Source organism: Collinsella aerofaciens, assembly GCF_015558785.1.
GTDB classification, from domain to species: Bacteria; Actinomycetota; Coriobacteriia; order Coriobacteriales; family Coriobacteriaceae; genus Collinsella; species Collinsella aerofaciens_P.
Map to the genome: position 1 here is coordinate 1 of NZ_JADMOP010000016.1, position 23013 is coordinate 23013.

23 protein-coding genes are annotated in these 23013 nt (G+C 60.7%); 14 read left to right on the top strand and 9 right to left on the bottom strand.

Features of this window, described 5'->3' with window-relative positions; all coding sequences use genetic code 11:
- Positions 1-60 precede the first annotated feature (60 nt).
- Positions 61-318: an IS110 family transposase gene (locus I2G40_RS07750; protein WP_324252592.1), complete on the bottom strand. Its 258-nt coding sequence runs from the start codon at positions 316-318 to the stop codon at positions 61-63.
- 465 nt (positions 319-783) lie between these two features.
- Between I2G40_RS07750 and tgt the strand changes: the two genes are divergently transcribed.
- The 4 genes from tgt (at position 784) to I2G40_RS07770 (ending at position 3619) form a co-directional block, all read left to right on the top strand.
- The gene (gene tgt, locus I2G40_RS07755; protein ID WP_055285790.1) at positions 784-1923 is read left to right on the top strand and encodes a tRNA guanosine(34) transglycosylase Tgt; all 1140 of its coding nucleotides are present in this window, start codon (positions 784-786) and stop codon (positions 1921-1923) included.
- A 213-nt stretch (positions 1924-2136) separates the two neighbouring features.
- A complete protein-coding gene (locus tag I2G40_RS07760; RefSeq protein WP_195544720.1) occupies positions 2137-2895 on the top strand; it encodes an LOG family protein in 759 nt (252 codons plus the stop codon).
- Between the two features lie 113 nt (positions 2896-3008).
- The gene (locus I2G40_RS07765; protein WP_152067857.1) at positions 3009-3308 is read left to right on the top strand and encodes a type II toxin-antitoxin system RelB/DinJ family antitoxin; all 300 of its coding nucleotides are present in this window, start codon (positions 3009-3011) and stop codon (positions 3306-3308) included.
- A gap of 2 nt (positions 3309-3310) precedes the next feature.
- Positions 3311-3619 carry a type II toxin-antitoxin system RelE/ParE family toxin gene (locus tag I2G40_RS07770; RefSeq protein WP_055250871.1) on the top strand — a complete coding sequence of 103 codons (309 nt, stop codon included), beginning with the start codon at positions 3311-3313 and terminating at the stop codon, positions 3617-3619.
- 93 nt (positions 3620-3712) lie between these two features.
- On the opposite strand, the gene I2G40_RS07775 is transcribed toward I2G40_RS07770, so the two are convergent.
- Positions 3713-4573 (bottom strand): DegV family protein, encoded by an 861-nt coding sequence (locus I2G40_RS07775; protein ID WP_195544721.1) that lies wholly within the window; start codon positions 4571-4573, stop codon positions 3713-3715.
- A 156-nt stretch (positions 4574-4729) separates the two neighbouring features.
- Here I2G40_RS07775 and I2G40_RS07780 point away from each other — a divergent pair, with 156 nt between their 5' ends.
- From I2G40_RS07780 to I2G40_RS07820, 9 genes are all read left to right on the top strand, one after another.
- Positions 4730-5392 (top strand): HAD hydrolase-like protein, encoded by a 663-nt coding sequence (locus I2G40_RS07780; protein WP_195544722.1) that lies wholly within the window; start codon positions 4730-4732, stop codon positions 5390-5392.
- A 55-nt stretch (positions 5393-5447) separates the two neighbouring features.
- On the top strand, positions 5448-6884 hold the full coding sequence (locus tag I2G40_RS07785; RefSeq protein ID WP_195544723.1) for a M20 family metallopeptidase: 1437 nt from the start codon (positions 5448-5450) through the stop codon (positions 6882-6884).
- A 409-nt stretch (positions 6885-7293) separates the two neighbouring features.
- Positions 7294-8232, top strand: a complete 939-nt coding sequence (locus I2G40_RS07790; RefSeq protein ID WP_195544724.1) for a phosphate ABC transporter substrate-binding protein — start codon at positions 7294-7296, stop codon at positions 8230-8232.
- Between the two features lie 25 nt (positions 8233-8257).
- Complete coding sequence (pstC, locus tag I2G40_RS07795; RefSeq protein WP_195544725.1) at positions 8258-9166, top strand: phosphate ABC transporter permease subunit PstC; 909 nt, start codon at positions 8258-8260, stop codon at positions 9164-9166.
- Positions 9159-10085, top strand: coding sequence for a phosphate ABC transporter permease PstA (pstA, locus tag I2G40_RS07800; protein WP_195544726.1), 927 nt, complete (start codon positions 9159-9161; stop codon positions 10083-10085). Before pstC ends, pstA begins: the two co-directional genes overlap by 8 nt.
- Positions 10082-10954 (top strand): phosphate ABC transporter ATP-binding protein PstB, encoded by an 873-nt coding sequence (gene pstB / locus I2G40_RS07805; protein WP_195544727.1) that lies wholly within the window; start codon positions 10082-10084, stop codon positions 10952-10954. Before pstA ends, pstB begins: the two co-directional genes overlap by 4 nt.
- A gap of 163 nt (positions 10955-11117) precedes the next feature.
- Entirely contained in the window at positions 11118-12977 is a 1860-nt protein-coding gene (locus I2G40_RS07810; RefSeq protein ID WP_195544728.1) for an ABC-F family ATP-binding cassette domain-containing protein, read from the top strand.
- A 6-nt stretch (positions 12978-12983) separates the two neighbouring features.
- Positions 12984-13754 carry a Cof-type HAD-IIB family hydrolase gene (locus I2G40_RS07815; protein WP_195544729.1) on the top strand — a complete coding sequence of 257 codons (771 nt, stop codon included), beginning with the start codon at positions 12984-12986 and terminating at the stop codon, positions 13752-13754.
- Positions 13755-13962: 208 nt separating this feature from the next.
- On the top strand, positions 13963-14352 hold the full coding sequence (locus tag I2G40_RS07820; protein WP_099431920.1) for a metal-dependent transcriptional regulator: 390 nt from the start codon (positions 13963-13965) through the stop codon (positions 14350-14352).
- A gap of 283 nt (positions 14353-14635) precedes the next feature.
- On the opposite strand, the gene I2G40_RS07825 is transcribed toward I2G40_RS07820, so the two are convergent.
- The 5 genes from I2G40_RS07825 to I2G40_RS07845 form a co-directional block, all read right to left on the bottom strand.
- The gene (locus tag I2G40_RS07825; RefSeq protein ID WP_195544730.1) at positions 14636-16588 is read right to left on the bottom strand and encodes a heavy metal translocating P-type ATPase; all 1953 of its coding nucleotides are present in this window, start codon (positions 16586-16588) and stop codon (positions 14636-14638) included.
- A gap of 100 nt (positions 16589-16688) precedes the next feature.
- Complete coding sequence (locus I2G40_RS07830; protein ID WP_195544731.1) at positions 16689-16907, bottom strand: cation transporter; 219 nt, start codon at positions 16905-16907, stop codon at positions 16689-16691.
- Positions 16908-16970: 63 nt separating this feature from the next.
- A complete protein-coding gene (locus I2G40_RS07835) occupies positions 16971-17336 on the bottom strand; it encodes an ArsR/SmtB family transcription factor (RefSeq protein ID WP_035137284.1) in 366 nt (121 codons plus the stop codon).
- 421 nt (positions 17337-17757) lie between these two features.
- On the bottom strand, positions 17758-18948 hold the full coding sequence (locus I2G40_RS07840) for a hypothetical protein (RefSeq protein ID WP_195544732.1): 1191 nt from the start codon (positions 18946-18948) through the stop codon (positions 17758-17760).
- Between the two features lie 351 nt (positions 18949-19299).
- The gene (locus tag I2G40_RS07845; RefSeq protein WP_195544733.1) at positions 19300-20268 is read right to left on the bottom strand and encodes a 3'-5' exonuclease; all 969 of its coding nucleotides are present in this window, start codon (positions 20266-20268) and stop codon (positions 19300-19302) included.
- Between the two features lie 172 nt (positions 20269-20440).
- Here I2G40_RS07845 and I2G40_RS07850 point away from each other — a divergent pair, with 172 nt between their 5' ends.
- The gene (locus I2G40_RS07850) at positions 20441-21529 is read left to right on the top strand and encodes a putative manganese transporter (RefSeq protein ID WP_195544734.1); all 1089 of its coding nucleotides are present in this window, start codon (positions 20441-20443) and stop codon (positions 21527-21529) included.
- 166 nt (positions 21530-21695) lie between these two features.
- Here I2G40_RS07850 and I2G40_RS07855 read toward each other — a convergent pair whose 3' ends face one another.
- Together I2G40_RS07855 and I2G40_RS07860 are read right to left on the bottom strand one after the other, a co-directional pair.
- Complete coding sequence (locus I2G40_RS07855; RefSeq protein ID WP_195239477.1) at positions 21696-22178, bottom strand: YaiI/YqxD family protein; 483 nt, start codon at positions 22176-22178, stop codon at positions 21696-21698.
- Positions 22179-22781: an HdeD family acid-resistance protein gene (locus I2G40_RS07860; protein WP_035137275.1), complete on the bottom strand. Its 603-nt coding sequence runs from the start codon at positions 22779-22781 to the stop codon at positions 22179-22181.
- Positions 22782-23013 lie beyond the last annotated feature (232 nt).

Sequence of the window (23013 nt, forward strand, 5' to 3'; positions counted from 1 at the left end):
GCCTGGGGTCCCTCATATACGGCCCTCCCGTCTCCTGCGCCCCTCCCGGAACTGTCCACATCAGTGTAGCCAATCCACCCCGAGCCCTGCGGCGCGGGCCCGCCTCACGGCGAGGGACCCTATGTTGCGGAACTGGTCGACGACGACGAGCGTGCCGGCGGGCGCGGAGGCGAACAGCGCGTCGAGCTCGGCCTCCCTGTTGCGGACGGGGGCGCTGTCCAGCACCTCCCCGTCGCGGTCGATCAGGCAGGCCCAGTGCGACGACTTGCCGACGTCCAGGCCGAGCACGGCCGCGGGTCTGGTGGATGGCGCTTTCACGGTGGTATCCTTCCGGTAGTCGTTCGACCGGATGGCCTCCCCCTCGGCACTCACATTACCAGCCGCGGCACCTGCCCGGCACTTTCCTATCAGCCGTCGGGGGCGGCGCGCCCCGCGCCGGCAGCACCCAACGGGCCCTCTCGGGGCAGGGACGTTCGGCCGTGCGCGGGCGCCCGGTCGGCGGCCCGTTCTGGGCGCGCCTCAATCGTAGCCCGAGACGGTCCCGGGCTGACAATTTCGACTGTAATGGACGTTCTTAAATGACTAGTCATAAGGGACACTCTTGCCGGCACTTGGGGACAGTCCCTAAGTGCCGGCAGATTGGGACACTCCTTTGCAAGATGGCGCTGAAGATTGTCCTCGACGACTAGTCGTTTAATGCATCAGTTTCTGTCGAGTCGGTGCGGTTTGCTGGTTGCCCGTATAATGGTTTGCGTATGAACCGCAACCAAGGAGTTCCAGTTTATGGACCAGAGCCTTTTTAAATTCGATCTGATCGCCGAGGACCCGACGACGCATGCGCGTGCCGGCGTGCTGCACACCCCGCACGGCGACATCGAGACGCCGATCTTTATGCCCGTGGGCACCAAGGCAAACGTCAAGGGCATTCCTACCGAGACCGTCAAACAGCTCGGCGCCCAGATCGTGCTTGCCAATACCTATCACCTGTCCATGCGTCCCGGCGAGGACACTATCGCCGAGCTGGGCGGCCTGCACAAGTTTATGAACTGGCACGGTCCTATCCTCACCGACTCGGGCGGTTTCCAGGTGTTCAGCCACAACGACGCGGTCAAGCTCACCGATGAGGGCGTGCGCTTTATCGTCAACGATTACGACGGCCGCCACGTGTTCTGGACGCCCGAGGACAACATGGAAATCGCCATGAAACTCGGCTCCGACATCTGCATGCAGCTGGACCAGTGCCCGGGCTATCCCGCCACGCGCGCCTACGTTGAGCGCGCCGTTGAGCTGTCGAGTATGTGGGCCGAGCGCTGCTATAAGGCGCATACCCGCGACGACCAGGCGCTCTTTGGCATTGTTCAGGGCGGCATGCACCTAGATCTGCGCCTGCGCTCGCTGCGCCATTTGGAGGAGTGCGGCGACTTCCCCGGTTACGGCATCGGCGGCTACTCGGTGGGCGAGGACCACGAGACCATGTTCGAGACCCTGGCACCGCTCGTAAGCGAGTACATGCCCAAGCACAAGCCGCGCTACCTGATGGGCGTCGGCAACCCCACCACCCTCGTGCGCGGTGTGGGCGTGGGCATCGACATGTTCGACTGCGTGCTGCCGACGCGCACCGGCCGCATGGGCACAGCGTTCTCGAGCGAGGGTCGCCTCAACTTCCGCAACGCGCGTTTTGCGCACGACGACGGCCCCATCGATCCCACCTGCACCTGCCCGGTGTGCACGGGCGGCTACAGCCGCGCGCTCATTCGCCACATGGTCACGCAGAAGGAGATGCTCGGCGGCATTCTGCTGTCGATGCACAACATCTACTACCTGCTCAACCTTATGCAGCGTGCCCGCCAGGCCATTATCGAGGGCCGTTACGGTGCATTCGTGAGCGACTGGATGAACAGTCCTGCTGCGGTGGATTACTAAGGGCGACAGGCACGCTTGCAGAGCGTGGGCAACGGCAAAGGTTGAGCGGCAGCTGCTCGTCACATTCGCTGACGCCGGCTGCGCGACCGCTGACCGATGCCTTGCAAGCGCTTGATGCAACGTGGGTACCATACCGAATAGTTGATGTTCGGGCGGGTGTTTGGCGCATGGCGTCGACCCCGCCCGCTTTTCTTTTTCTCGATAGGAGTACCCATGATTAAGAATGAGAACGTCGAGGGCGAGCCTGCCTACGACGAGACGTACCGCCGTGGTCCCGTGGTCATGCGCGGCCCCATGATTCCTAAGGACAACACCTACGCCAACCTGCTGGCGCCCGAGGAGTCGACCGACTGGTTGCATGCCGATCCGTGGCGCGTACTGCGCATCCAGGCCGAGTTTGTCGATGGCTTTGGCGCACTTGCCGAGCTCGGGCCTGCGGTGACCATCTTCGGTAGCGCCCGTACGCCCAAGACCGATCCGCTCTACAAGGCGGCGCGCACGGTCGGTCGCAAGATCGCCCAGCGCGGCGTGGCGGTTATTACCGGTGGCGGCCCCGGCATCATGGAGGCGGCCAACAGGGGAGCGGCGAGCGTCAACGGCAAGTCAGTTGGTTTGGGCATTGAACTGCCGCACGAGCAGGGGCTCAACAAATACGTGAACCTCGGTATGGACTTCCGCTACTTCTTTGTGCGCAAGACCATGTTCGTCAAATACAGCTCGGGCGCTATTGTGTTTCCCGGCGGGTTTGGCACGCTCGACGAGATGTTCGAGGTGCTCACGCTGGTGCAAACGCACAAGGTCAAGCGCATGCCGCTCGTGCTGGTGGGCAGCGAGTACTGGCAGGGCCTATTCGACTGGCTCAACGGTCCGGTGATGGACGCCGGTATGATCAGCCCGCTCGATCCGGATCTGGTACACATTACCGATAACCTCAACGAAGCCGTCGACATCGCCCTGAGCGGGCTGATGTAGATCAATCGTGCCCACGCGACATGAATACGCATGGCAATCTGATGTTATTTAACATCAGATTGCCATTTATATTGGGTATACTGGTGTAAAAGACGAGGGCGAGGAGGTCGCAAATGTCTACAGCAACAGTTAAGCCTACGACGGTTCGCATCGAAGAGGGACTCAAGGAGCAGGCGACTGAGTTCTTGGATTCGGTCGGCCTCAGCCTCAATTCCTATCTCAATCTTGCCGTTCGGCAGCTGGTAAATCAGCGAAAGATTCCTTTTGAGATTGTAGGAAGGGCGGAGGTGCCCAACGAGGCGACGAGGCGTGCCATGGTGATCGCCGAGGCTCATGAGTTGGGGATTTTGCCGGACGATAGCCTGTCATTCAATAACGCTGATGAGCTTATGTCATTCCTCGATGAGGAATAGCGATGTTCGAGATTAAAGTCGAGGCTCAATTTAAGGTGGACTACAAACGAACGATGCGCATGCATCCGCAGCTAAAAAGTGAGTTTAAAGCGGCGGTTGCAGAGCTTGTGGCTCATGGGTCACTTCCGGCGGAGTATGGCGCCCACGAGCTCTCAAACCCGGGCGGAAACTACAACGGCCACATCGATTTCCACCTATCCGATGGCTTGGTCGATGTGGTCGTTCTTTATCTTCCCCATAAGACTAACCCAGTGATTAGGCTGGTGAGAATGGGCACTCATCAGGAGCTGTTTCAGGGTCCGCTGGGCTGATCGCCGATTTCCAAGTTGCGGTGGAATAGGGATTGATTGGCGGCTAATAAGCCAAAAACAGTCCCTATTCCACCGCAGGTGGTAAAGGTGCCCCTAGTGGATGGGCTGGTAGCGGGGGCAGTAGCTAATGGCGATGGCGTCGACGCCTACATGGGTGGCGATGGTGCAGCCGATGGGGCCGGTGCCGGCGTCTACGTAATCCTGGCCTGCGAGCGCTTGGTTGACGAGCTCCTGCTCCTCGCCGGCGCCGGTCGTGAGCACGCGCACGCTGGAGCCCGGATGCTCGGCCAAAAACGCGAGGCAGTCTGCCATGGTGTTGGCGACGATGCGCTTGGCGCCGCGGCCCTTCTTGATGGCCTTGATCTCGCCCGACTGCCACTCCGGCGAAACGGCCAGGCGAATATTGAGCATCTGCGTGAGCTGGCCGGCGAGCTTGGGCGCGCGGCCGTTCTTAACGAGGTTCTCGAGCGTGCGGGGAATCAGCAGCAGGTGCGCGTCGGGCAGGGTCGCGCGGATCTGTGCCTCGGTCTCGTCCAGGCTGCGGCCGTCCTCGCGCATAGCGAGCGCGTACTCCACCAGCAGGCCCTCGGCACCCGAGCCGGTGCGCGAATCGATGCAGCGCACGTCGAGCTCGTGGGTCTCGGCGACCAGGCATGCGTTGGAATAGCAGGCGGACCATTCGCTGCACAGCGAGATAAAGATCGCGCTGTCGTGGCCGTCAGCACGCACGCGGTCAAAGAGTGCCTTGAACTCGCCGGCACTCGGCTGCGAGGTGTGCGGCAGCTGCTCGGAGCCGGCCATGCGGGCGACGTACTCCTCGGCGGTGATCTGTACCTGGTCGAGCAGGTCCTCGCCCTCGATAATCACATGCAGTGGAATGACGTAAATGCCAAGCTCTTGAGCACGGGCGGGGGAGATGTCCGACGTGGAGTCGGTTATGATGGCAAAAGACATAATTGCACCTTTCGTTGGGGCGCTTTCGCGCCGCCTTCTGAGAGCAAAGTGCGACAAGTATAGTGGAGTTGCTCTACATTGCTAGGTTCAATTGTTGAATAGTCAACAGTTTGAAGTGTCGGTGTGGAAATCATCAACTGGGGAAGAGGAGTGCCGATGGCGGCATTACAGCTATGCGAGCGGCCGGTTGTGCTGTTCGATTTTGACGGCACGGTGGCCGATACGGGCCGGGCGGTGATGACCTCGACGCGCAAGACGTTGGCCGCGCGCGGGTTTTCGGAGGCGCAGATGGGTGACCTGCGCCGCATGATCGGGCCGCCCCTGTGGAAGAGCTTTCACGACTTTTATGGCTTTTCCCGCGAGGAGTCGCTTGTGGTGGCCGACGAGTACCGTGCCTTTTTTGATGAACTGGGACCGGAGGAGTATCCCGTGTTTGACGGGATCCCCGAGCTGCTGGATGGGTTGGTCGCCCAAGGCAAGCGTATGGCCGTGGCGACGTCACGCATGGAGGCAAAGTGTATCGACATGGTGGGAGAGCTGGGACTTTCTCAGTTTGAGGCGGTGGTTGGCATGAATCCGCCGCAGGGGCGCGAGACCAAGGCCGATTCGGTCCGCGATGCCCTGGCAGAGCTCGGTGCGACGGCGGGCGATGCCGTGATGATCGGCGATCGCTTTAACGACGTCGAGGGCGCGCACGCGATGAGCGTGCCGTGCATTGGTATCTATTCGGGCGCGGCGGCGCCGGGCGAGCACGAGGCGGCGGGTGCCGATGCAGTGGTGCACTCGGTGGCCGAGCTTGCTAACCTTTTCGCTATCTAATAGACGTAATGTGAGGGGCGGGCGTACCCGTCACTCATTGGTGAGGAGGTCGTCCATGAATCAGGTGGAGCAGAGCGTTATCGAGTATGTCGACGAGGTCTGGGAAGATGTCGTCGCCGATATCGAACAACTGGTGAGCTATCCGTCCGTGGCCGTTGCTGCCAATGCAGAGCCCGGTGCGCCGTTTGGCCGACCGGTCCGTGATGCGCTCGATTGCGCGCTCGGCATTGCGCAAAAGCTCGGCTACCAGACGGGCGACGACGAGGGCTATGTGGGCATTGCCGATATCCCGGGTCGCGGCGACAAGCAGCTCGCGACCATCTGCCACGTGGACGTGGTGCCCGCCGGCCCCGGCTGGAACACCGATCCGTTCGCGATGGAGCGTCGCGAGGGCTGGCTGCTCGGCCGTGGCGTGATTGATGACAAGGGTCCGGCGGTGCTGTCGCTCTACGCCGGTGCCTACCTGCTCAAGCACGGCATTGTGCCGCGCTATACCTTCCGCGCGCTGCTGGGCTGCGATGAGGAAGTGGGCATGTCCGACGTTCACCATTATCTGGAGAACCACACAGACCCCGACTTTTTGTTTACGCCCGATGCCGAGTTCCCGGTCTGCAATGCCGAGAAGGGCCAGTTTGGGGCGACGTTTGTGAGCCCCAAGATCGACGGCGGGCGCATTGTGTCCTGGAGCGGTGCCGAGGCGAGCAACGCCATTCCGTCGCAGTCCATCTGCGAGCTCGCGATTGCCGCTGATGAGCTGCCGGCGCCGGTCGAGAACGCCGACCGCTTGGAGATTACGGCGCTCGATAACGGGCACGCGCAGATTTTTGCCCATGGCATTGGCGGTCATGCCTCGATGCCCGAGGGAACGATTAACGCCGTCGGCCTGATCGTGGCGTATCTGCGCGAGGCCGAGGACGCGTTTGGTGCACGCGACGAACGCCTGCTGACGCCTGCCGAGCACGAGTTCGTCAAGTTCCTGGCCTTTGTGCATGCGGATGCCTATGGCCGCGGCCTGGGTATCGATGCGACGAGTCCGGCGTTTGGCCCGCTTACCTGCAACGCTGGCGTCATCCGCGTGGCGGATGGCCATATTGAGCAGGTCATCGACGTGCGCTTCCCCGACAGCACGAGTGCCGATACTATCCGCGAGCAGCTCGACCCGCTCGTGGGCCGTTTTGGCGTGACGTGCCAGCTGGGTCGCGCGAAGGTGCCGTTCTCGGTGTCTGCCGACGATCCGGCCGTGAAGGCGCTTATTGATACCTATAACGAGTTTACGGGCAAGCATGCTGAGCCCTTTGCCATGGGCGGCGGTACGTACGCGCGCAACTTTGCCCGCGCCGTGTCGTTTGGCCCCGAGGAGACCGGTCTGGAGCTGCCCACATGGGGCGGCCAGATGCACGGCCCCAACGAATGCGCCAACGAGGAGCAGCTCAAGCAGGCGCTCAAGATTTACATCGTGGCCATCTTAAAGCTCAACGAGTTGGAGCTGTAGGGCTTCCCCTATATCCTGCTTGGATACAAACTTGCATTACGAGCCCGGTGCTTTTGCCCGGGCTTTTTTGCGTCACTTGGGGACGTTCCTTTTGTGCCGGCAGATAAGGAACGTCCCCAAATGCCGGCAGATTGGGACACTCCTTATTGGCAATCCACAAAGACTGTCCCCAACGACTGGTCGTTTAAGAACGTCCCCAATGACTACCTTCCTCTGGTGTAAAAGGCGCGCCACGCTAAAAGCCGGGTTTGTTATTCATTTGTAAAGGCCGTGCTGCGCTTGCGGTAAGGGTCTATCAGATGCCCGTAAAAAACCGTAGTTGGCGAGGGCGATGCCCGGTTGGGGCCGTATCTTTCCAAACAGCAAAGCGGGCGGGGTGCCCGCGAGTCGCATGTATGAAAGGAAGATCATGCTCGATCAGGCTTATTCTCGTCGTCAGTTCCTCGGCCTCGCTGGTGGTCTTGCCAGCATCGTCGGTCTCGGCCTCGTTGGCTGCGGTGGCTCCAACGCCGCCGACACCGCTGCCGAGGGTAGCGCCGCTGCTGCCGAGTCCGTCTCCGGCGAGGTGACCTACGACGGTGCCTCCTCGTTCCAGGCTCTCGTCGAGGCCGCTGCCGAGAAGTTCATGGATGCCAACCCCGACGTCTCCGTCTCCGGCTCGGGCAACGGTTCGGGCAAAGGTCTGACCGCTGTTGCCGCCGGCACCGTCACCATCGGTAACTCCGACGTCTTCGCCGAGACCAAGCTCGAGGCCGACCAGGTCAAGAACCTCGTCGACCACGAGGTCGCCGTCGTGGGCATGGGTCCCGTCGTCTCTAAGAACGTGAAGGTCGACGACCTGTCCCTCGAGCAGCTCAAGGGCATCTTCTCCGGCCAGATCACCAACTGGAAGGAGGTCGGCGGCGACGACGCCAAGATCGTCGTTCTCAACCGCAAGGCCGGTTCCGGTACCCGCGCCACCTTCGAGGCTGCCGTCTTTGGCGACGAGGCAGTCGACTTTAAGGGCGACGCCGAGCTCGACAAGTCCGGCGACGTCCAGACTCAGATGGGCAGCACCGACAACGCCATCTCCTACCTCGATTTCTCACACTTTGATGACTCCAAGTTCAACGCCATCAAGGTCGAAGGCGTCGAGCCCAAGAGTGCAAACGTCACCGACGACTCCTTCAAGATCTGGGCTACCGAGCACATGTACTGCTCCAAGGACGCCGACGAGGCCACCACGGCCTTCCTGGAGTTCATGCTCTCCGACGACGTCCAGGGCAAACTCGTCGAGGAGCAGGGCTTTATCCCCGTCTCTGCCATGAAGGTCGTCAAGGACGCCAGCGGCAAGGTCTCTGCTAAATAAGTAATCGCCCCCGGAAAGGTTTGCAATGGCAAAACAGCTGCCAAAGCGCGACCTTGAGAACGTGGGCCTGGGCGTCACGGGCGCGTGCGTAGCGCTCGTGACGTTTGTCGTTGCCGCGCTCATCTTTATGGTCGCCCAAAAGGGCCTCTCGGCTTTTGTCAAGGACGGCGTCTCGGTCGTGGAGTTCTTCACCGGCACCAAGTGGGACCTGGCCAACACGGCCGAAAGCGGCCTGCCCTATACCGGCGCCCTGCCCCTGATCGTCACCTCGTTTGCGGTCATGGTGCTCTCCATGCTCATCGCGCTGCCCATCGCTATCGGCTCTGCCATCTTTGCGGTCGAGATCCAGCCTAAGTTTGGTTCCAAGGTCTTTCAGCCGCTTATTGAGCTTTTGACCGGTATTCCCTCGGTCGTCTTTGGCCTGATCGGCTTTCACGTGGTCGTTGGCCTTATGAAGAGCGTTTTCCACGTGAGTACGGGTCTGGGCATCTTGCCCGGCGCCATCGTGCTGGCCGTCATGATCCTGCCGACGATGACCACCCTTTCGGTCGACGGCTTGCGTGCCGTGCCCGACAGCTACCGTCAAGGTTCGCTCGCGCTGGGCTACACCCGCTGGCAGACCATCTGGCACGTGGTGCTCAAGTCCGCCATGCCGTCGCTCATGACTGCAGTCATCCTTGGCATGACGCGTGCCTTTGGCGAGACGCTCGCCGTGCGCATGGTCATCGGCGGTATCGAGGCCATGCCGACGTCGCTGCTGTCGCCGGCGTCCACCATCACCACCACGCTCACCACGTCCATGGCGGTCTATGCCGAGGGTTCGGCCCAGGACGACGTTCTGTGGGCGCTCGGTCTGCTGCTGATGGGCATGAGCCTCATCTTTATCCTGATCATCCATCTTATTGGCCGCAAGGGGGCGAAGGCTCGTGGCTAGCACGCGCATCCACATCGACGAGGCGAGACTCAGGCGTGTCCAAAAGCAGGACCGCATCGCCACGGGCGTGCTGACGGCAATCGTCGCCATCGTCATGCTCATCGTCGTCTCCATGGTGGCCTATATCCTGTTCGAGGGCATCTCGACGCTGTTCCAGCCGGGCTTTCTCACGGAGCCGTCGCGCGCCAACGGAACGCAGGGCGGCGTGCTCTACCAGCTGTTCGACTCGTTCTACCTGCTGCTGATCACCCTGATCATCTCGGTGCCCATCAGCCTGGGCGGAGCGGTCTTTTTGGTTGAGTACGCGCCGGACGGACCCATCCGCGACATCGCCTCCACCGCCATCGAGACGTTGTCCTCGCTGCCTTCCATCGTCGTCGGCATGTTCGGTTTTCTGGTGTTCTCGGTGCAGCTGGGCTGGAAGTACTCCATCATCTCCGGCGCCGTCGCGCTCACCATGTTCAACATCCCCATCCTGGTGCGCGTGATCCAGCAGGCGCTCGAGGACGTGCCGCAGGCCCAGCGCGATGCGTGCCTGGCCATGGGCCTCACTCGCTGGGAGGCCACGCTGCACATCCTGATCCCCGAGGCCATGCCTGCCATCGTGACGGGCATCGTGCTTTCGGCCGGTCGCGTGTTTGGCGAGGCCGCAGCACTGCTTTTTACCTCGGGTATGAGCTCGCCGGTTCGCCTGAACTTCTTGAGCTTTAACCTGTCGAGCCCCACCTGCGCTTGGAACGTGTTCCGTCCCGGCGAGTCGCTCGCCGTGCACATCTACAAGATCTATGGCGAGGGCAGCCCCGAGGCCCAGCGGATCGTCTGGGGCACCGCTGCACTGCTGATGATTTGCGTGCTGCTGTTTAACGTAATCGCCCGCATTGTGGGCAAGCAACTGGCAAGGAAGATGACGGCCGAATGAGCGAGATGAATGTAACGCCCGCAACCGAAGCGGCATCGTCCGACACCCGGGACTTCCTGTCGAGCGTGGGGGAGAGCGAGAAGCGCGTGCGCGTGAGCGGCAAGGCCGTGAGCGACGAGGTTGTGCTCTCCACCAAGGACGTCAACGTGTACTATGGCGACCACCATGCACTGCACAATACGTCGCTCGACTTCCACAAGGGCGAGATCACGGCGCTCATTGGGCCTTCGGGCTGCGGTAAGTCGACCTTCTTGCGTAGCCTCAACCTCATGAATCGCGAGATTCGCGGCTGCCGCGTGGAGGGCGAGATCAACTATCGCGGGCGCAACGTGAACACCAAGACCGAAAACACCTACGAGCTGCGCCGTTCCATTGGCATGGTGTTCCAGCAGCCCAACCCGTTCCGCAAGTCCATTCGCGACAACATCACGTTTGCGCCTAAGCGCCACGGCATCACCGACCGCGACGAGCTCGACCGCATGGTCGAGGAGAGCCTGCGCGGCGCGGCGCTGTGGGACGAGGTCAAGGACAAGCTCGACAAGAGCGCCCATGCGCTTTCGGGCGGTCAGCAGCAGCGCCTGTGCATCGCGCGCACGCTGGCGCTCAACCCCGACGTGATCTTGTTCGACGAGCCCTGCTCGGCGCTCGACCCCATCTCGACGCTGGCGATCGAGGACCTCATGTCGTCGATCGTTGCCGACCGCGCCATCGTCATCGTGACGCACAACATGGAGCAGGCGTCGCGCGTGTCCAACCGCACGGCGTTCTTCTACATGGGCGATATGGTCGAGTACGACGAGACTGACGAGATTTTCCAACGGCCCAAGGACAAGCGGCTGAATGATTACCTCACCGGCATGTTCTCCTAGTCCGGGACATGCTTGAGGCCCGCGGTGGCCACGGTCGCCACGGGACTGATTGGAGAGGCGGGTCATCTCTTGTGGGAGATGGCCCGCCTTTTTGTGTCGTGTGCGCCCCGCCTTTTCGCTGCTATCATGGACAACGTTGAATTTCTACGAAGGAGCAGGGCATATGGCGATTCTTTTGGGATGCGATTCCGTCAGCCTAGAGTTTCCCACCAAGCATATTTTCGATAGCGTGACGCTCGGCGTGGGCGAGGGCGACCGCATTGGCATTGTCGGTAAAAACGGCGACGGCAAGTCGACGCTGCTGAGCGTGCTCGCCGGCACGCTGGAGCCCGATGACGGACGCGTGACGCACCGCCGCGGCACGACGATCGGTCTGCTCGGCCAAAAGGACAACCTGGTCGATACCGACACCGTGCATCATGCCGTCGTGGGCGACGCGCCCGAGTATGAGTGGGCGTCGAGTCCGCGTACGCGCCAGATTCTGGCCGGCCTCATCAGCGATGTGCCCTGGGAAGGCACGGTGGGCGAGCTTTCGGGCGGCCAGCGCCGTCGCGTGGATCTCGCGCGCCTGCTGATCGGCGACTACGACGTGCTCATGCTCGACGAGCCCACCAACCACCTGGACATGCGCACCATCAACTGGCTCGCGCGCCACTTAAAGGCCCGCTGGCAGCGCGGCCAGGGCGCCATGCTCGTGGTCACGCACGACCGCTGGTTCTTGGACGAGGTCTGCACCAGCATGTGGGAGGTCCACGACGGCCAGGTCGACCCCTTCGAGGGCGGTTACTCGGCCTACATCCTGCAGCGCGTGGAGCGTGATCGCATGGCCGCCGTCACCGAGGAGCGCCGCCGCAACATGGCGCGCAAGGAGCTCGCGTGGCTGAGCCGCGGCGCCCAGGCTCGTTCCACCAAGCCCAAGTTTCGCGTGGATGCTGCTCGCGAGCTGATCGCCGACGTGCCGCCCGTGCGCGACGAGCTGGAGCTCAAGCGCCTGGCCGTGAGCCGCCTGGGCAAGCAGGTTATCGATGTAATCGACGTGGACGCCGGCTATGCGGATACCGATGGCGCGCCCAAGCAGGTGCTCACCGATGTGACCTGGCTCATCGGTGCGGGCGACCGCTATGGTCTTTTGGGCGAGAACGGTGCCGGCAAGTCGACGCTACTCGACGTGATCCAGGGCAAGATCGCGCCCCTGCGCGGCCGTGTAAAGATTGGCCAGACGGTGCGCTTTGGCGTGCTGTCGCAGCAGCTCGAGGAGCTCGAGCCCTACATGGGCGACACGATCCGTGAGGTGCTCAGCAACCATAAGAAGTACTACGTCATCGACGGCAAGGAGACTTCGCCCGAGAAGCTCTGCGAGCGTCTGGGCTTTACGACGCAGCAGCTCTGGAGCCGCATCGGCGACCTTTCGGGCGGTCAGCGCCGTCGCCTGTCGCTGCTGCTGACGATCCTGGACGAGCCCAACGTGCTCATCCTAGACGAGCCCGGTAACGACCTGGATACCGACATGCTCGCGATTGTCGAGGATCTGCTCGACGGCTGGCCCGGCACGCTGATTCTGGTGACGCACGACCGTTTCCTCATGGAGCGCGTGACCGACCAGCAGTGGGCACTGCTCGACGGCCACCTGACGCATATGCCCGGCGGCGTGGACCAGTACCTGCGCCTGTGCAACGCCACCGCCGAGGGCGAGCCCGTGGGCGCACCGAGCGCCAAGACCGGCACGTTCGATACCGGTGCCGCGGCAGCTGCGGCCGAAAAGCTCAAGTCGAGCGGTCAGCCCAATGGCCTTTCCAATGCCGAGCGCCAGAAGCTCCGCCGCGAGGTGAGCTCGCTCGAGCGCAAGATGGAAACGCAGCGCGCTCGCGTGGAGGAGGCCGAGGCCGCGATGGCCCAGGTCGATCCCACCAACTACACGGCGCTCGGCGAGCAGCAGGCAAAGATCGACGAGGCCCACGCCGCCATGGACGAGCTGGAGATGGCGTGGCTCGAGGCGAGCGAGAAGCTCGAGGGCGAGGAGTAGGCGAGGATGATCAAGGCCGCATTTTTCGATATCGACGGTACGCTGCTGAGCTTTAAGACGCACCGGATTCCGGCGTCGGCACAGCAGGTGCTCGACAGCTTTCACGAGCAGGGGATTGCGTGCGTGATCGCCACGGGTCGCCCGACCTACCAGATGCCCGATTGGCTGTTCGACCTGGGTTGGGATGCGTACATTACGCTTTCGGGCCAGCACTGCTTTGATGCCGAGGGGGTTTACCGCAGCTGCCCGATCGATCCGGACGACGTCGCGGTGATTGTGGACCAGGTGGCGCAGGGGCGCTACGACTCGCTGTGCATGCAGGGCGAGAACTCGTTTGTGAACCGCCTGTCCGAGCGCGTGGTGACGGCTGGCAGCAACGCGGGAATCGTCTACCACGAGGAGCCGTTTGAGCACGCCTTTGACGCGCCGGTCTACCAGTTTTGCGCCTTTGTGGACCCGGCCGACGAACATATCGTGACCGACGCCGTGTCGCATTCGCTCACCACGCGCTGGTGCGACCTGTTCTGCGACATTATTCCCGCTAACGGCGGCAAGGACCTAGGCGTGGCGGCGACGCTCGAGCGGCTTGGTATCGACGCGAGCGAGGCGATTGCCTTTGGCGACGGCGAGAACGACCTGTCGATGTTTGCCGCCGTGGGCACGAGTGTGGCCATGGGCAACGCACAGGACACGGTGAAAGCTGCGGCGACCTATGTGACGACTGCCGTGGACGACGACGGCATCTACAACGCCGCGAAGCACTTTGGCCTGTTATAGCTGCGGCTCGGCACTTGGGGACGTTCCTTTCCTGCCGGCAGCTGGGGGACATTCCTTGCGGGGCGTCCCCATTTTGTTTTCGTCCCGCACGTTTTGTGAAACACGGCTAACTTTTAGGCAAAGTAGTAAGACATGGGCAACTTTTGCGGTAAAGTAAGCTGTGAAAAGTATCCAAAGGCTAACTAGCAATCATCGCGAAAGGCGGCCCATGGCCCTACGTGAATCCGGAGAAGACTATCTCGAATCGATCTACGTTCTGTCGGAACGTCAGGGCATCGTGCGCTCGATCGACGTTGCGGAGTACCTCGGCGTAACCAAGGCGAGCGTTTCCAAGGCCATGGCGACGCTGGAAAGCAACGGCTATGTCGAAATGGGCAAACGAGATGTTCATCTGACAGAGCGCGGTCTGGAGGTCGCGCGCCAAATGTGGGAGCGCCACTGCTTTTTCGTGGGGCTTTTGGAGGATGCAGGCGTATCGGCCGAGGTGGCGTCGCAAGAGGGCTGCCACATGGAGCACTGCCTGAGCGAGGAAAGCTTTGAGAAGCTAAGATCGATGCTGGGGCGGGACGGTGCTTCGGCGCCAACAATGACCGACTAGCACTCCCGCAACGGCGCGCCTCCCGCGCCGGAACGGTGTGGGACAGCGACCGAGACGAGTGGTCCCACCAACTAAGTCCAACTCAGACAAGGAACCCCACCAGCAAGCGATGCCCAAGAACCGCCAGCTGTGTCAACGCAGGTCGGGGCCGGGCTTGGTTTTGAAAACACTCCGCAGCGCGAGGCCCGTCTTTCCGTTGCTCCGCAGGAGCAGGAAAGACGGGCCTCATGCGCGAGGACGTTTTCAAAACCAAGCCCGGCCCCGACCGGACAGACCACAAACGCTACAGGTTCTTGACACCCATCGCGCGCATGGCGTTCAGGATGGCGATGATCGCCACGCCTACGTCGCCGAACACGGCAAGCCACATGTTGGCGATGCCCAGTGCCGCAAGCACCAGAATCAGCAACTTAATGCCCAGCGCAAAGATGATGTTCTGCCAAACAATCGACATGGTCTTGCGCGCCACGCGGATCGCGCGGGAGATGTTGGACGGTTTGTCGTCCATGAGCACCACGTCGGCGGCCTCAATCGCGGCGTCGGAACCCATAGCGCCCATGGCAATGCCAACGTCTGCGCGGGTGAGCACGGGCGCATCGTTGATGCCGTCGCCGACAAAGGCGAGCTTGCCCTTGCCCGATTCGGCTGCCAGCAATGCCTCGACGCGCTCGACCTTGTCGCCCGGCAGCAGCTGCGCGTGGAACTCGTCGAGCCCCAGCTGCTTGGCCACCGCAGCAGCCACTTCCTCGCGGTCGCCCGTGAGCATGACGGTGCGCTTGACGCCGGCGGCGTGCAGGTCGCGAATCGTTTGCTCGGCATCGGTCTTTATGGTGTCGGCAATTACGATGTGGCCGGCGTACGTATCATCGACCAGCACGTGGAGGATGGTGCCGACGATCTCGCAATTGGGCGCTTCGATACCGGCCACAGCAAGCATCTTGGCATTGCCGACGATGACGCGCTTGCCGTCGATAATCGCCGTCACGCCATGGCCCGCGTCGTTGGTGGAGTCGCTTACGCGCTTGGGTTCGACCTCGCCCTGGTAGGCGACACGCACGGACTGCGCGATGGGGTGATCGGAGAACGACTCCGCAAGGGCTGCGACCTCGAGCAACGACTGCTCGGTATAGCCAGCCTCGGGGTGCACCGCGACCACCGAGAACGTGCCGTTGGTGAGCGTGCCGGTCTTGTCAAAGACGACGGTGTCCACATCGGCGAGCGTCTCGAGGTAGTTAGAACCCTTGATGAGGACGCCCAGCTTGGATGCGCCGCCAATGCCGCCAAAGAAGCTGAGCGGGACGCTAATCACGAGCGCGCACGGGCAGCTGACGACCAGGAAGGTCAGGCCGCGCAGGATCCAGTCGGACCAGGCGCCGGTGACCAAGCCGCCGCCGAGCGCGAGTACCGCGGCAGCGCCGGTGACGGCGGGCGTGTAGACGCGGGCGAAGCGCGTGATAAAGTTCTCAGTGCGCGCCTTCTTTTCGCTGGCATTTTCCACGAGCTCCAGGACACGTGCGACGGTGGACTCGCCAAAGGGCTTGGTGGTGCGCACGTGGATGAGCCCCGTCATGTTGATGCAGCCGCTGATGATATCGTCTCCGGTTTTGGCCGGGCGGGGGACCGACTCACCGGTAAGGGCGGCGGTGTCGAGCTGGGTTTCGCCTTCGACGATGACGCCGTCGATGGGCACGCGCTCGCCGGGCTTGACCACAATCACGGTGCCGACGGCGATGTCATCGGGGAAGACCTGTTCGAGCGTGCCGTCGGGTTGCTCGACGTTGGCGTAGTCGGGTGCGATGTCCATCATGGCGCTGATCGATTTACGGCTTTTGCCCACGGCGTATGCCTGGAACAGCTCGCCGACCTGGTAGAACAGCATGACGGCGGCGCCTTCGGCCATGTGCGGGCCGGTATCGGGGAAGAGCACCATGGCAAACGCGCCGATGGTCGCGACTGCCATAAGGAAACTCTCGTCGAAGGCCTTGCCGCGGCGGATGTTATTGAATGCCTTTTGCAGCACGTCGTAGCCGGCAATCAAAAACGGTATGAGGAACAGCATAAAGCTGGCGTAGATGTCGCCCGGGGTACCGAATGCGGCGGTGAGGGTGCCGAACTCATCGAGGGCGTACACCACGGCAAAAATGCCCAGCGCTACCAGGATGCGGTTGCGCTTATGCTCGAGTGACTCTTTCTTCTTGCGCTTCTTCTTTTTCTTTTTGGGGTCGGCGGTGGCCATGACTCGTATCCTCCCATTTGAATGTATGAACACTCGCTCATATAATTTCGCGAGCAAAGGCAGCGGCAATCGCGGCCTTGCAGGTTGGCGTAAACCTGGGCTAGAGAATGATCTCGCAGTCCGGCTCGGCGCCGGCCGTAAACTCTACAACGCGGTTGAGCACCTCGTCGAACTCAGCATCATCAGCCTCGAGCGTCAGCTTCTGGGTCATAAAGTTGACGGACACGGATTTGACGCCCTCGAGCTTGGCCAGCTCGTCCTGAAGCTCACGCGCGCAGTTGGCGCAGTCGATCTCGTTGAGTTTAAACTGCTTTTTCATGGTGGGTTCCTTTCTCTGTATTTGCGGCTTGGGTGCAGGCCGCGCTGGTACCGTGGTTGGTCGCTATTCGCAGATGTGGCTCATGCCTTGGTTGAGCATGGTGTAGACGTGGTCGTCGGCGAGCGAGTAGAGGATATTGCGCCCGTCGCGCCGGAATTTAACCAGGTGCGACTGCTTGAGTGTGCGCAGCTGGTGCGACACCGCGGACTGCGAGGTTTCGGTCGCTTCGGCGATGTCTGCCACGCAGAGCTCGCGGCCCATGAGGGCATAGAGAATCTTGATGCGCGTGGTGTCGCTGAAGACCTTGAACAGGTCGGCGAGGTCGTAGAGAAGCTCCTCGTCGGGAAGGTCCTCGGGCGAGCAGGTGGTCGGGATCGCGGGTTCGGTGGCCTCGATGTCGAGTTTCGTTTCATCAACGCGGATGCTCATTGCAATATCCTTTCATATGAACATGCGCTCATATAATTTACTTTCGATTATATGAGTGCATGTTCATATGTCAATGACGTTCAGGTAATTCGTTGTACAAAATGATGGGGAATAGTGGACGAGATCCCGGACTGAGCGTTTTTTTGATAGTCGATGCCAAGGTGGGTACCCTCGTGCCGTGCAAAAAATGGAGTATTCTGCAACTATAGGGGGTCCGCTAATTTATTGCAGGTCATATAATGCAGTTCAAGAGTTATCTTAGGGTGTTAATCCGATGAGTTCTTCCTCAAATGTTGCCTAACGCTCTCACGCAAGAGTGATTTCGCTCCACATTTGGATCCACTCGAGGGTGATAGACACCCGACCCTGCTGAATACTCGCAATTTTGCACATCGCTAGGGTACCCACCTTGTTAGCCGGTCTAGCTTCCGGCCCCGAAGATCCTGCCCTCGGGCGCGAGGCTGCTTGTTTGGGCAAATGATGGGCTGTCGGATTCGACAGTCTGCATGTCATCGATTGCCAGAACTTCATTAATTGTCGGGTCATCCAGCGTGATGCCTTCGAGCGTTGCTTTTTCGAGGTCGATTCGTTGACGCTCTTCGGAATCCTGGCGAAGCTGCTTCTGAATTTGCTTTTTCTCTTCTATAAACCTTCTGAGCACAAACTGTCTCAGGTCCTCTTGCATGATTTGAAAGTCTTTTGGCAGACGCGAGGGGCGTACGCCCTCTTTCCGCTGGATTGCTTCCATGACCCTAACAAAAGAGCTGGCATGCATAAAGGAATAACGGCTGACGGTGATGATTCCGTACCCCATGGACGCAAGTGCATTCTTGCGCTCCTCATCGATGGCGCGGTCTTCTTCCGCGTCATGATAAAAACCGTTGTATTCAATGTCTGTGCGAGATTTCTTTAGATACGCATCCATAAAGAACTTTTTGCGTCTCGTGAGATTCTTTGCGGCAGTGGTGACCTGCACCTCGTAATCGGTCTCAATTCCCTTAATACCAAGCCCTCCTTCGCTTTTGGGCAGCGTTAGCATCATGACAAATGCCGTTTCCATGGGAGACCGGCATCCGTCGCGTACACATTGGATCGCCTTTCGGGCAAGGGCCAGACCGCCGCATCTGGTAATGGAATTAAAGAACTGCTTTAACCTCTCGGTCGAGGTGAGCGCGAAACGCTCGGTATAGGAGGTGGAAGAGTCGGTTCCAAGGGAATAAGCGCCGCACAGTTCAAAGTAGTACTCCACTAGTTCGCGAAAAGAAAGATAGGTGGCGGCCTGAAGTGCGCAAAGCTCAACGCCAACAATGAAGATGCCATCTTTGAGCTCTATAAAGCGTGAGTTCGAGAATCGTTTTGAAGAAACGTGGCATTGACAGTTCATTGCATAGCGCGCATTCCTGCGATCAAACACCATCACCTCGAGGGAATCATTTGCGTCGAGGGAAACATCATGTTTGGTGAGCCATTCTGCGGCTGCGTCAAGGAGCGTTCCGGTGGGACATGATCCGTAAATCGCGGCAGGGCTACAGGACTCGATGCCTTTCGCAGACACCGAATACGCGGCCTGGTAGACCGCTTTTGCAGTGGTATGTGACAATACGATACTCATGATATATATCGTGTCAGCTAATGCCGTGTTGACGGCGCTGAGTGGAAAAGCCGTTTTAGAGGTCTAACCAAATGCTGTCCAAAAGCTTGACGCAATTATGGGTTGGTATGCCATAAATAAACGTTTTCGCAGCTCGGCTATAGCATAGAAATACTCAATTGCTGCACATTTGATATCGATGCATCACCATCCGACAACGAATTGCGTGTCGGGAATTGGCCGAAATCGTTCAAAATGAGGGTTCAGAATTTGTGATGGCAGATCTATCTGTGGAACGTAGGGCGGCCCCGCTGCGGGGTTTCCCGCTGCGAGGCCGCTCGTGATCTACGCCGGAGTTTGTCGTAGACGTTTCTACTTGGCAAACAGGTTCTTGAGATTGAACTCGGCCTGAACCGTGCGGAGCATGAGGTCGGTGTCGTCCAGGCCCAGATGCTGCTCGTTGGCGTCGGCGGCGAGGGTTCCACGGCGGCGCGCCCAGTTCTCGAGCGCGGCGGGGGCGGACTCGCGGGGGAGCGAGCGGACGTCGGCATCCAGGCTGCGGCAGATCTGGCGCGAGTCGATGACGATGATCTTGCCGGCGCGGCGTGCCTCGGCGTAACCGTCCAGGTGGATCTTGAACCAACTGTCTTCGAACGCGGCGTTATGCGCCATGTACGGGTACTTCTTCATAAGTTTGAGCAGCTGCTTCTGCAGTTCCTTGTTCTCGCGGAATGGTTTTTTGCCGTCGATGTCGTCCCAGGTAATGTGATGGATGTTCGATAGCGGCACATCCTCGCCGCGGTAGATGTCGGGCAAGCCGCAGTAGTGTGCCTCGGCGTCATGCGGGACGGCGTCGCTGGTGAGCTCCATGATCTCCCAGCCCACGTTGATGATATAGCCGCGCTCGGGTGCACGGCCGGTGGTCTCGATGTCGACACCGAGCACGGTGCCCTGGATGGGCTTGCGGGCGTAGGCCACGCCGAGCGCGTCGCGGTCGCCGCGGATCTCGCGCATGACGGACGCGGCAGTGCGCTTTTGCATCTTGCCGATGGCGGCGCAGGTGTCGGCATCGGACAGGCCGCGCGAAAGCGTCGCGGGCGTCACGTTGCGCAGGCGTGCCTCGCCAATCTGGTCGCACAGGTCGCGGTTGCGGTCAGCCAGGTCGCGCACGGTGGCAAAGTCGAAGCTGGGGTCGCCCTCGGCGGTAAAGTACTCGGTTTCGAGCACCTTAAGGGCCTCCTCGCCCTTCTGGCGCTCGGACTCCATGGCGCCGTGATCGCCATAGATAAACATGGGAATAAACGGCTGGCGCTCGTATTCGAGTGCTTGTGAAACGTTCATATAACTGCTCCTTGGACGGGCCGCACCGCGCGGCTCGGGTTCATTGAGATGTGGCGAGATGATAGTTTACCATGGGCAACTATTGGCATCGCGCCTAGGACAACTACAATACCCTAGTTGACCGCTAGGACTTTTACAATGCTGCCGAAAGACACGAAAGGTTCCATCCGTCATGGATTTGCTGATTGATATTTTGCTCGACGCTGGCAGGGACACGCTGTCGCTGGTGCCGTTTTTGTTGGTGACGTATCTGGCCCTCGAGACCCTGGAGCACGTTGCGGGCGACCGCGTTAACGGCGCCATCAAGCGCGCCGGTGCCGCGGGCCCCGTGGTTGGCTCGTTGCTGGGCATGGTGCCGCAGTGCGGCTTTTCGGCAATGGCGGCCACGCTGTACGCCGGTCGCGTCGTGACCTTGGGCACGTTGGTGGCGGTGTTCCTTTCGACCTCCGATGAGATGCTGCCGCTGTTGCTCGCAGAGCAGGTGCCCGTGCAGACTATGGCGATGCTTTTGGCTTCGAAGGCACTGATCGCGCTGGTCACGGGCTTTATCGTGGACGCCGCCATTCGCGGCCTGCGTCGTAACGCTCGCGCACATGCGGCGATTCGCCGTACCGTGCTGGGGACCGCTGCTAATCCGGCTCATGTGAACTGCGCGCACGACGACCACACTGGCGGTGACATCATCGACGAGGTGGCCGAGGCGGGCGTGAGCGCCGATCACATCCATGAGCTGTGCGAGCGCGACCATTGCGGTTGCGATGAAGACGAGGACGAGCACGAACACGGACATGGCCACGATCACGGTCATGAGGACGAGCATGAACACCATGATGGCCACGGTCACTCCCACTCTCACGAGGGCGCGCCCCTCCTGTCGATTATTCGCAGCGCCATCTCGCACACTGTGCAGGTTTCGGTTTTTATTTTCCTGGTGACGCTGGTCCTGGTCGCCGTGCTCGAGACCTTCGGCGAGTCCGCGATCGAGCAGTTCCTGCGTGGCAACGAGACGCTCGCCGTCCTGGGCTCGGCACTCGTCGGCCTGATCCCCAACTGCTCGGCCAGCGTCGTCATCACGCAACTGTACCTGGAAGGCGCGCTGCAGCTGGCCCCGATGCTCGCCGGCACGCTCATCTCTGCCGGTGTGGGCTACCTGGTGCTGTTCCGCACCAACCGCAGCGCCCGCGAAAACGTCCTGTTCCTGATCATGATGTACGTCATCGGTGCCGGCTGGGGCCTCATCCTATCCGCCTTCGGCCTCTAAGTGGGCCTAACAAAACGGGTTTCAAAATAGCCATGCTCGGCGCCTGCACAATGCGGCGACGCATGGCATTTTGAAACCCGTTTTTTGTTGAGCCATGGATTTTGAGCGCTCACACCGCCCAAAGCAAAAAGCAGATTTCCGGACATGTCCCAAAAATCTACCTTGGTTAGCGCAGCAGCTCGGTGAGGTTGCGTTTAAAGCGAGCGCGATCTTCGCTGGTGAAGGCTGCCGGCCCGCGGGTGCGACCGCCGGCGCGGCGCACCTTCTTTTCCTCGTGGCGAATAAACAGTTGCATGTCGATGGTCGCCTTATCGTAGACGCGCCCGCGCACGCCGATGGCGGCGGCATCGCGCCCGAGCACCATGCTCGCCAAGCCAATGTCCTGCGTCACGACTACGTCGCCCGCCTGCAGGCGTTCGACAATGGCAAAGTCGGCGCTGTCGGCGCCCACGCTCACATCGAGCGTCGTGACCCAAAATCCGCGTCGCGCATGCTCGACGTCGCGCGGATCGTTGCGGCGAATGTGGCGTTCCAGGTTCTGCGTGCTGTTGCCGGCGATAACGACGGCAACGCCCGCTCGCCGCGCGCAGTCAATCGACTCGCGCGTGACCGGGCAGGCGTCTGCATCAATAAAGAGCGTTCGCGGCATCTAGTGCACCAGTTTGCCAAATTGAATAGCGCGAACAATCAGCGTTACGCCAAACACCAGCAGTGCGGCGCCGCTAAAGATGACGAGCATCTTGGCCGACCACAGCGGATAGATAAACACGAACATGCCGGCGATGATGGAGAGTGCGCCGCTCAGGATGGCGAGGGCACGGTTGGACGAAAGCTCGGACTCCAGAATGGACATGACACCTTCGACGATCCAGCCAAAGCCGGCCACGATAACCACCATCGTGGTGAGCGTCGCGGTCGAGAAGGCCTGGTTGCGCAGGATTATGACGCCGCCCAAGATAATGAGTAGGTTGGAGATGATGCTCGTCACGCGCCAGCCGGTGGGCAGCAGTGGCTCGAAAACAGCGGTAAACAGCCTGATCGCGGCCGTGATCACAAAGTAGAAGCCCAAGACGGTCGTTAGGAAGACGAGGGACTTGGCAGGCGCAAACAGCAGTGCGATGCCGGCGACGAGCGCCAAGACGCCCGTGATGGCGTAAATCCAGCGCACGGCCTTGACGGCCTTGCCTGCCATGCTTTTCTCGTCAAATCCAAACTGGCTCGATTTTTGGTCATCATTCTTAAAGATGCCCATAATGTCTCCTTTCCGTGCGGTGCACGTCGCGTTCATTGCTCTCCGTGCGGCGTACGCCAAAAGTGCTGCAACAAGTATCGCCCAAGGGCGCCGATGCATGGGGCGGGAAGGACGAATTGCCGCCCCACATTCCCGAATTGTTACTTTTGTTCCCGCTCCAGTGAGGATTAATCAACAATTGTAGAACATTACGCCGCTGTATGTAATTGCCTAGGTTTTAGGTTAGATTCTC

Coding starts and splice junctions, on each gene's coding strand:
- tgt (WP_055285790.1), top strand. CDS start 784: ATGGACCAGAGCCTTTTTAAATTCGATCTGATCGCCGAGGACCCGACG.
- I2G40_RS07760 (WP_195544720.1), top strand. CDS start 2,137: ATGATTAAGAATGAGAACGTCGAGGGCGAGCCTGCCTACGACGAGACG.
- I2G40_RS07765 (WP_152067857.1), top strand. CDS start 3,009: ATGTCTACAGCAACAGTTAAGCCTACGACGGTTCGCATCGAAGAGGGA.
- I2G40_RS07770 (WP_055250871.1), top strand. CDS start 3,311: ATGTTCGAGATTAAAGTCGAGGCTCAATTTAAGGTGGACTACAAACGA.
- I2G40_RS07775 (WP_195544721.1), bottom strand. CDS start 4,573: ATGTCTTTTGCCATCATAACCGACTCCACGTCGGACATCTCCCCCGCC.
- I2G40_RS07780 (WP_195544722.1), top strand. CDS start 4,730: ATGGCGGCATTACAGCTATGCGAGCGGCCGGTTGTGCTGTTCGATTTT.
- I2G40_RS07785 (WP_195544723.1), top strand. CDS start 5,448: ATGAATCAGGTGGAGCAGAGCGTTATCGAGTATGTCGACGAGGTCTGG.
- I2G40_RS07790 (WP_195544724.1), top strand. CDS start 7,294: ATGCTCGATCAGGCTTATTCTCGTCGTCAGTTCCTCGGCCTCGCTGGT.
- pstC (WP_195544725.1), top strand. CDS start 8,258: ATGGCAAAACAGCTGCCAAAGCGCGACCTTGAGAACGTGGGCCTGGGC.
- pstB (WP_195544727.1), top strand. CDS start 10,082: ATGAGCGAGATGAATGTAACGCCCGCAACCGAAGCGGCATCGTCCGAC.
- I2G40_RS07810 (WP_195544728.1), top strand. CDS start 11,118: ATGGCGATTCTTTTGGGATGCGATTCCGTCAGCCTAGAGTTTCCCACC.
- I2G40_RS07815 (WP_195544729.1), top strand. CDS start 12,984: ATGATCAAGGCCGCATTTTTCGATATCGACGGTACGCTGCTGAGCTTT.
- I2G40_RS07820 (WP_099431920.1), top strand. CDS start 13,963: ATGGCCCTACGTGAATCCGGAGAAGACTATCTCGAATCGATCTACGTT.
- I2G40_RS07825 (WP_195544730.1), bottom strand. CDS start 16,588: ATGGCCACCGCCGACCCCAAAAAGAAAAAGAAGAAGCGCAAGAAGAAA.
- I2G40_RS07830 (WP_195544731.1), bottom strand. CDS start 16,907: ATGAAAAAGCAGTTTAAACTCAACGAGATCGACTGCGCCAACTGCGCG.
- I2G40_RS07835 (WP_035137284.1), bottom strand. CDS start 17,336: ATGAGCATCCGCGTTGATGAAACGAAACTCGACATCGAGGCCACCGAA.
- I2G40_RS07840 (WP_195544732.1), bottom strand. CDS start 18,948: ATGAGTATCGTATTGTCACATACCACTGCAAAAGCGGTCTACCAGGCC.
- I2G40_RS07845 (WP_195544733.1), bottom strand. CDS start 20,268: ATGAACGTTTCACAAGCACTCGAATACGAGCGCCAGCCGTTTATTCCC.
- I2G40_RS07850 (WP_195544734.1), top strand. CDS start 20,441: ATGGATTTGCTGATTGATATTTTGCTCGACGCTGGCAGGGACACGCTG.
- I2G40_RS07855 (WP_195239477.1), bottom strand. CDS start 22,178: ATGCCGCGAACGCTCTTTATTGATGCAGACGCCTGCCCGGTCACGCGC.
- I2G40_RS07860 (WP_035137275.1), bottom strand. CDS start 22,781: ATGGGCATCTTTAAGAATGATGACCAAAAATCGAGCCAGTTTGGATTT.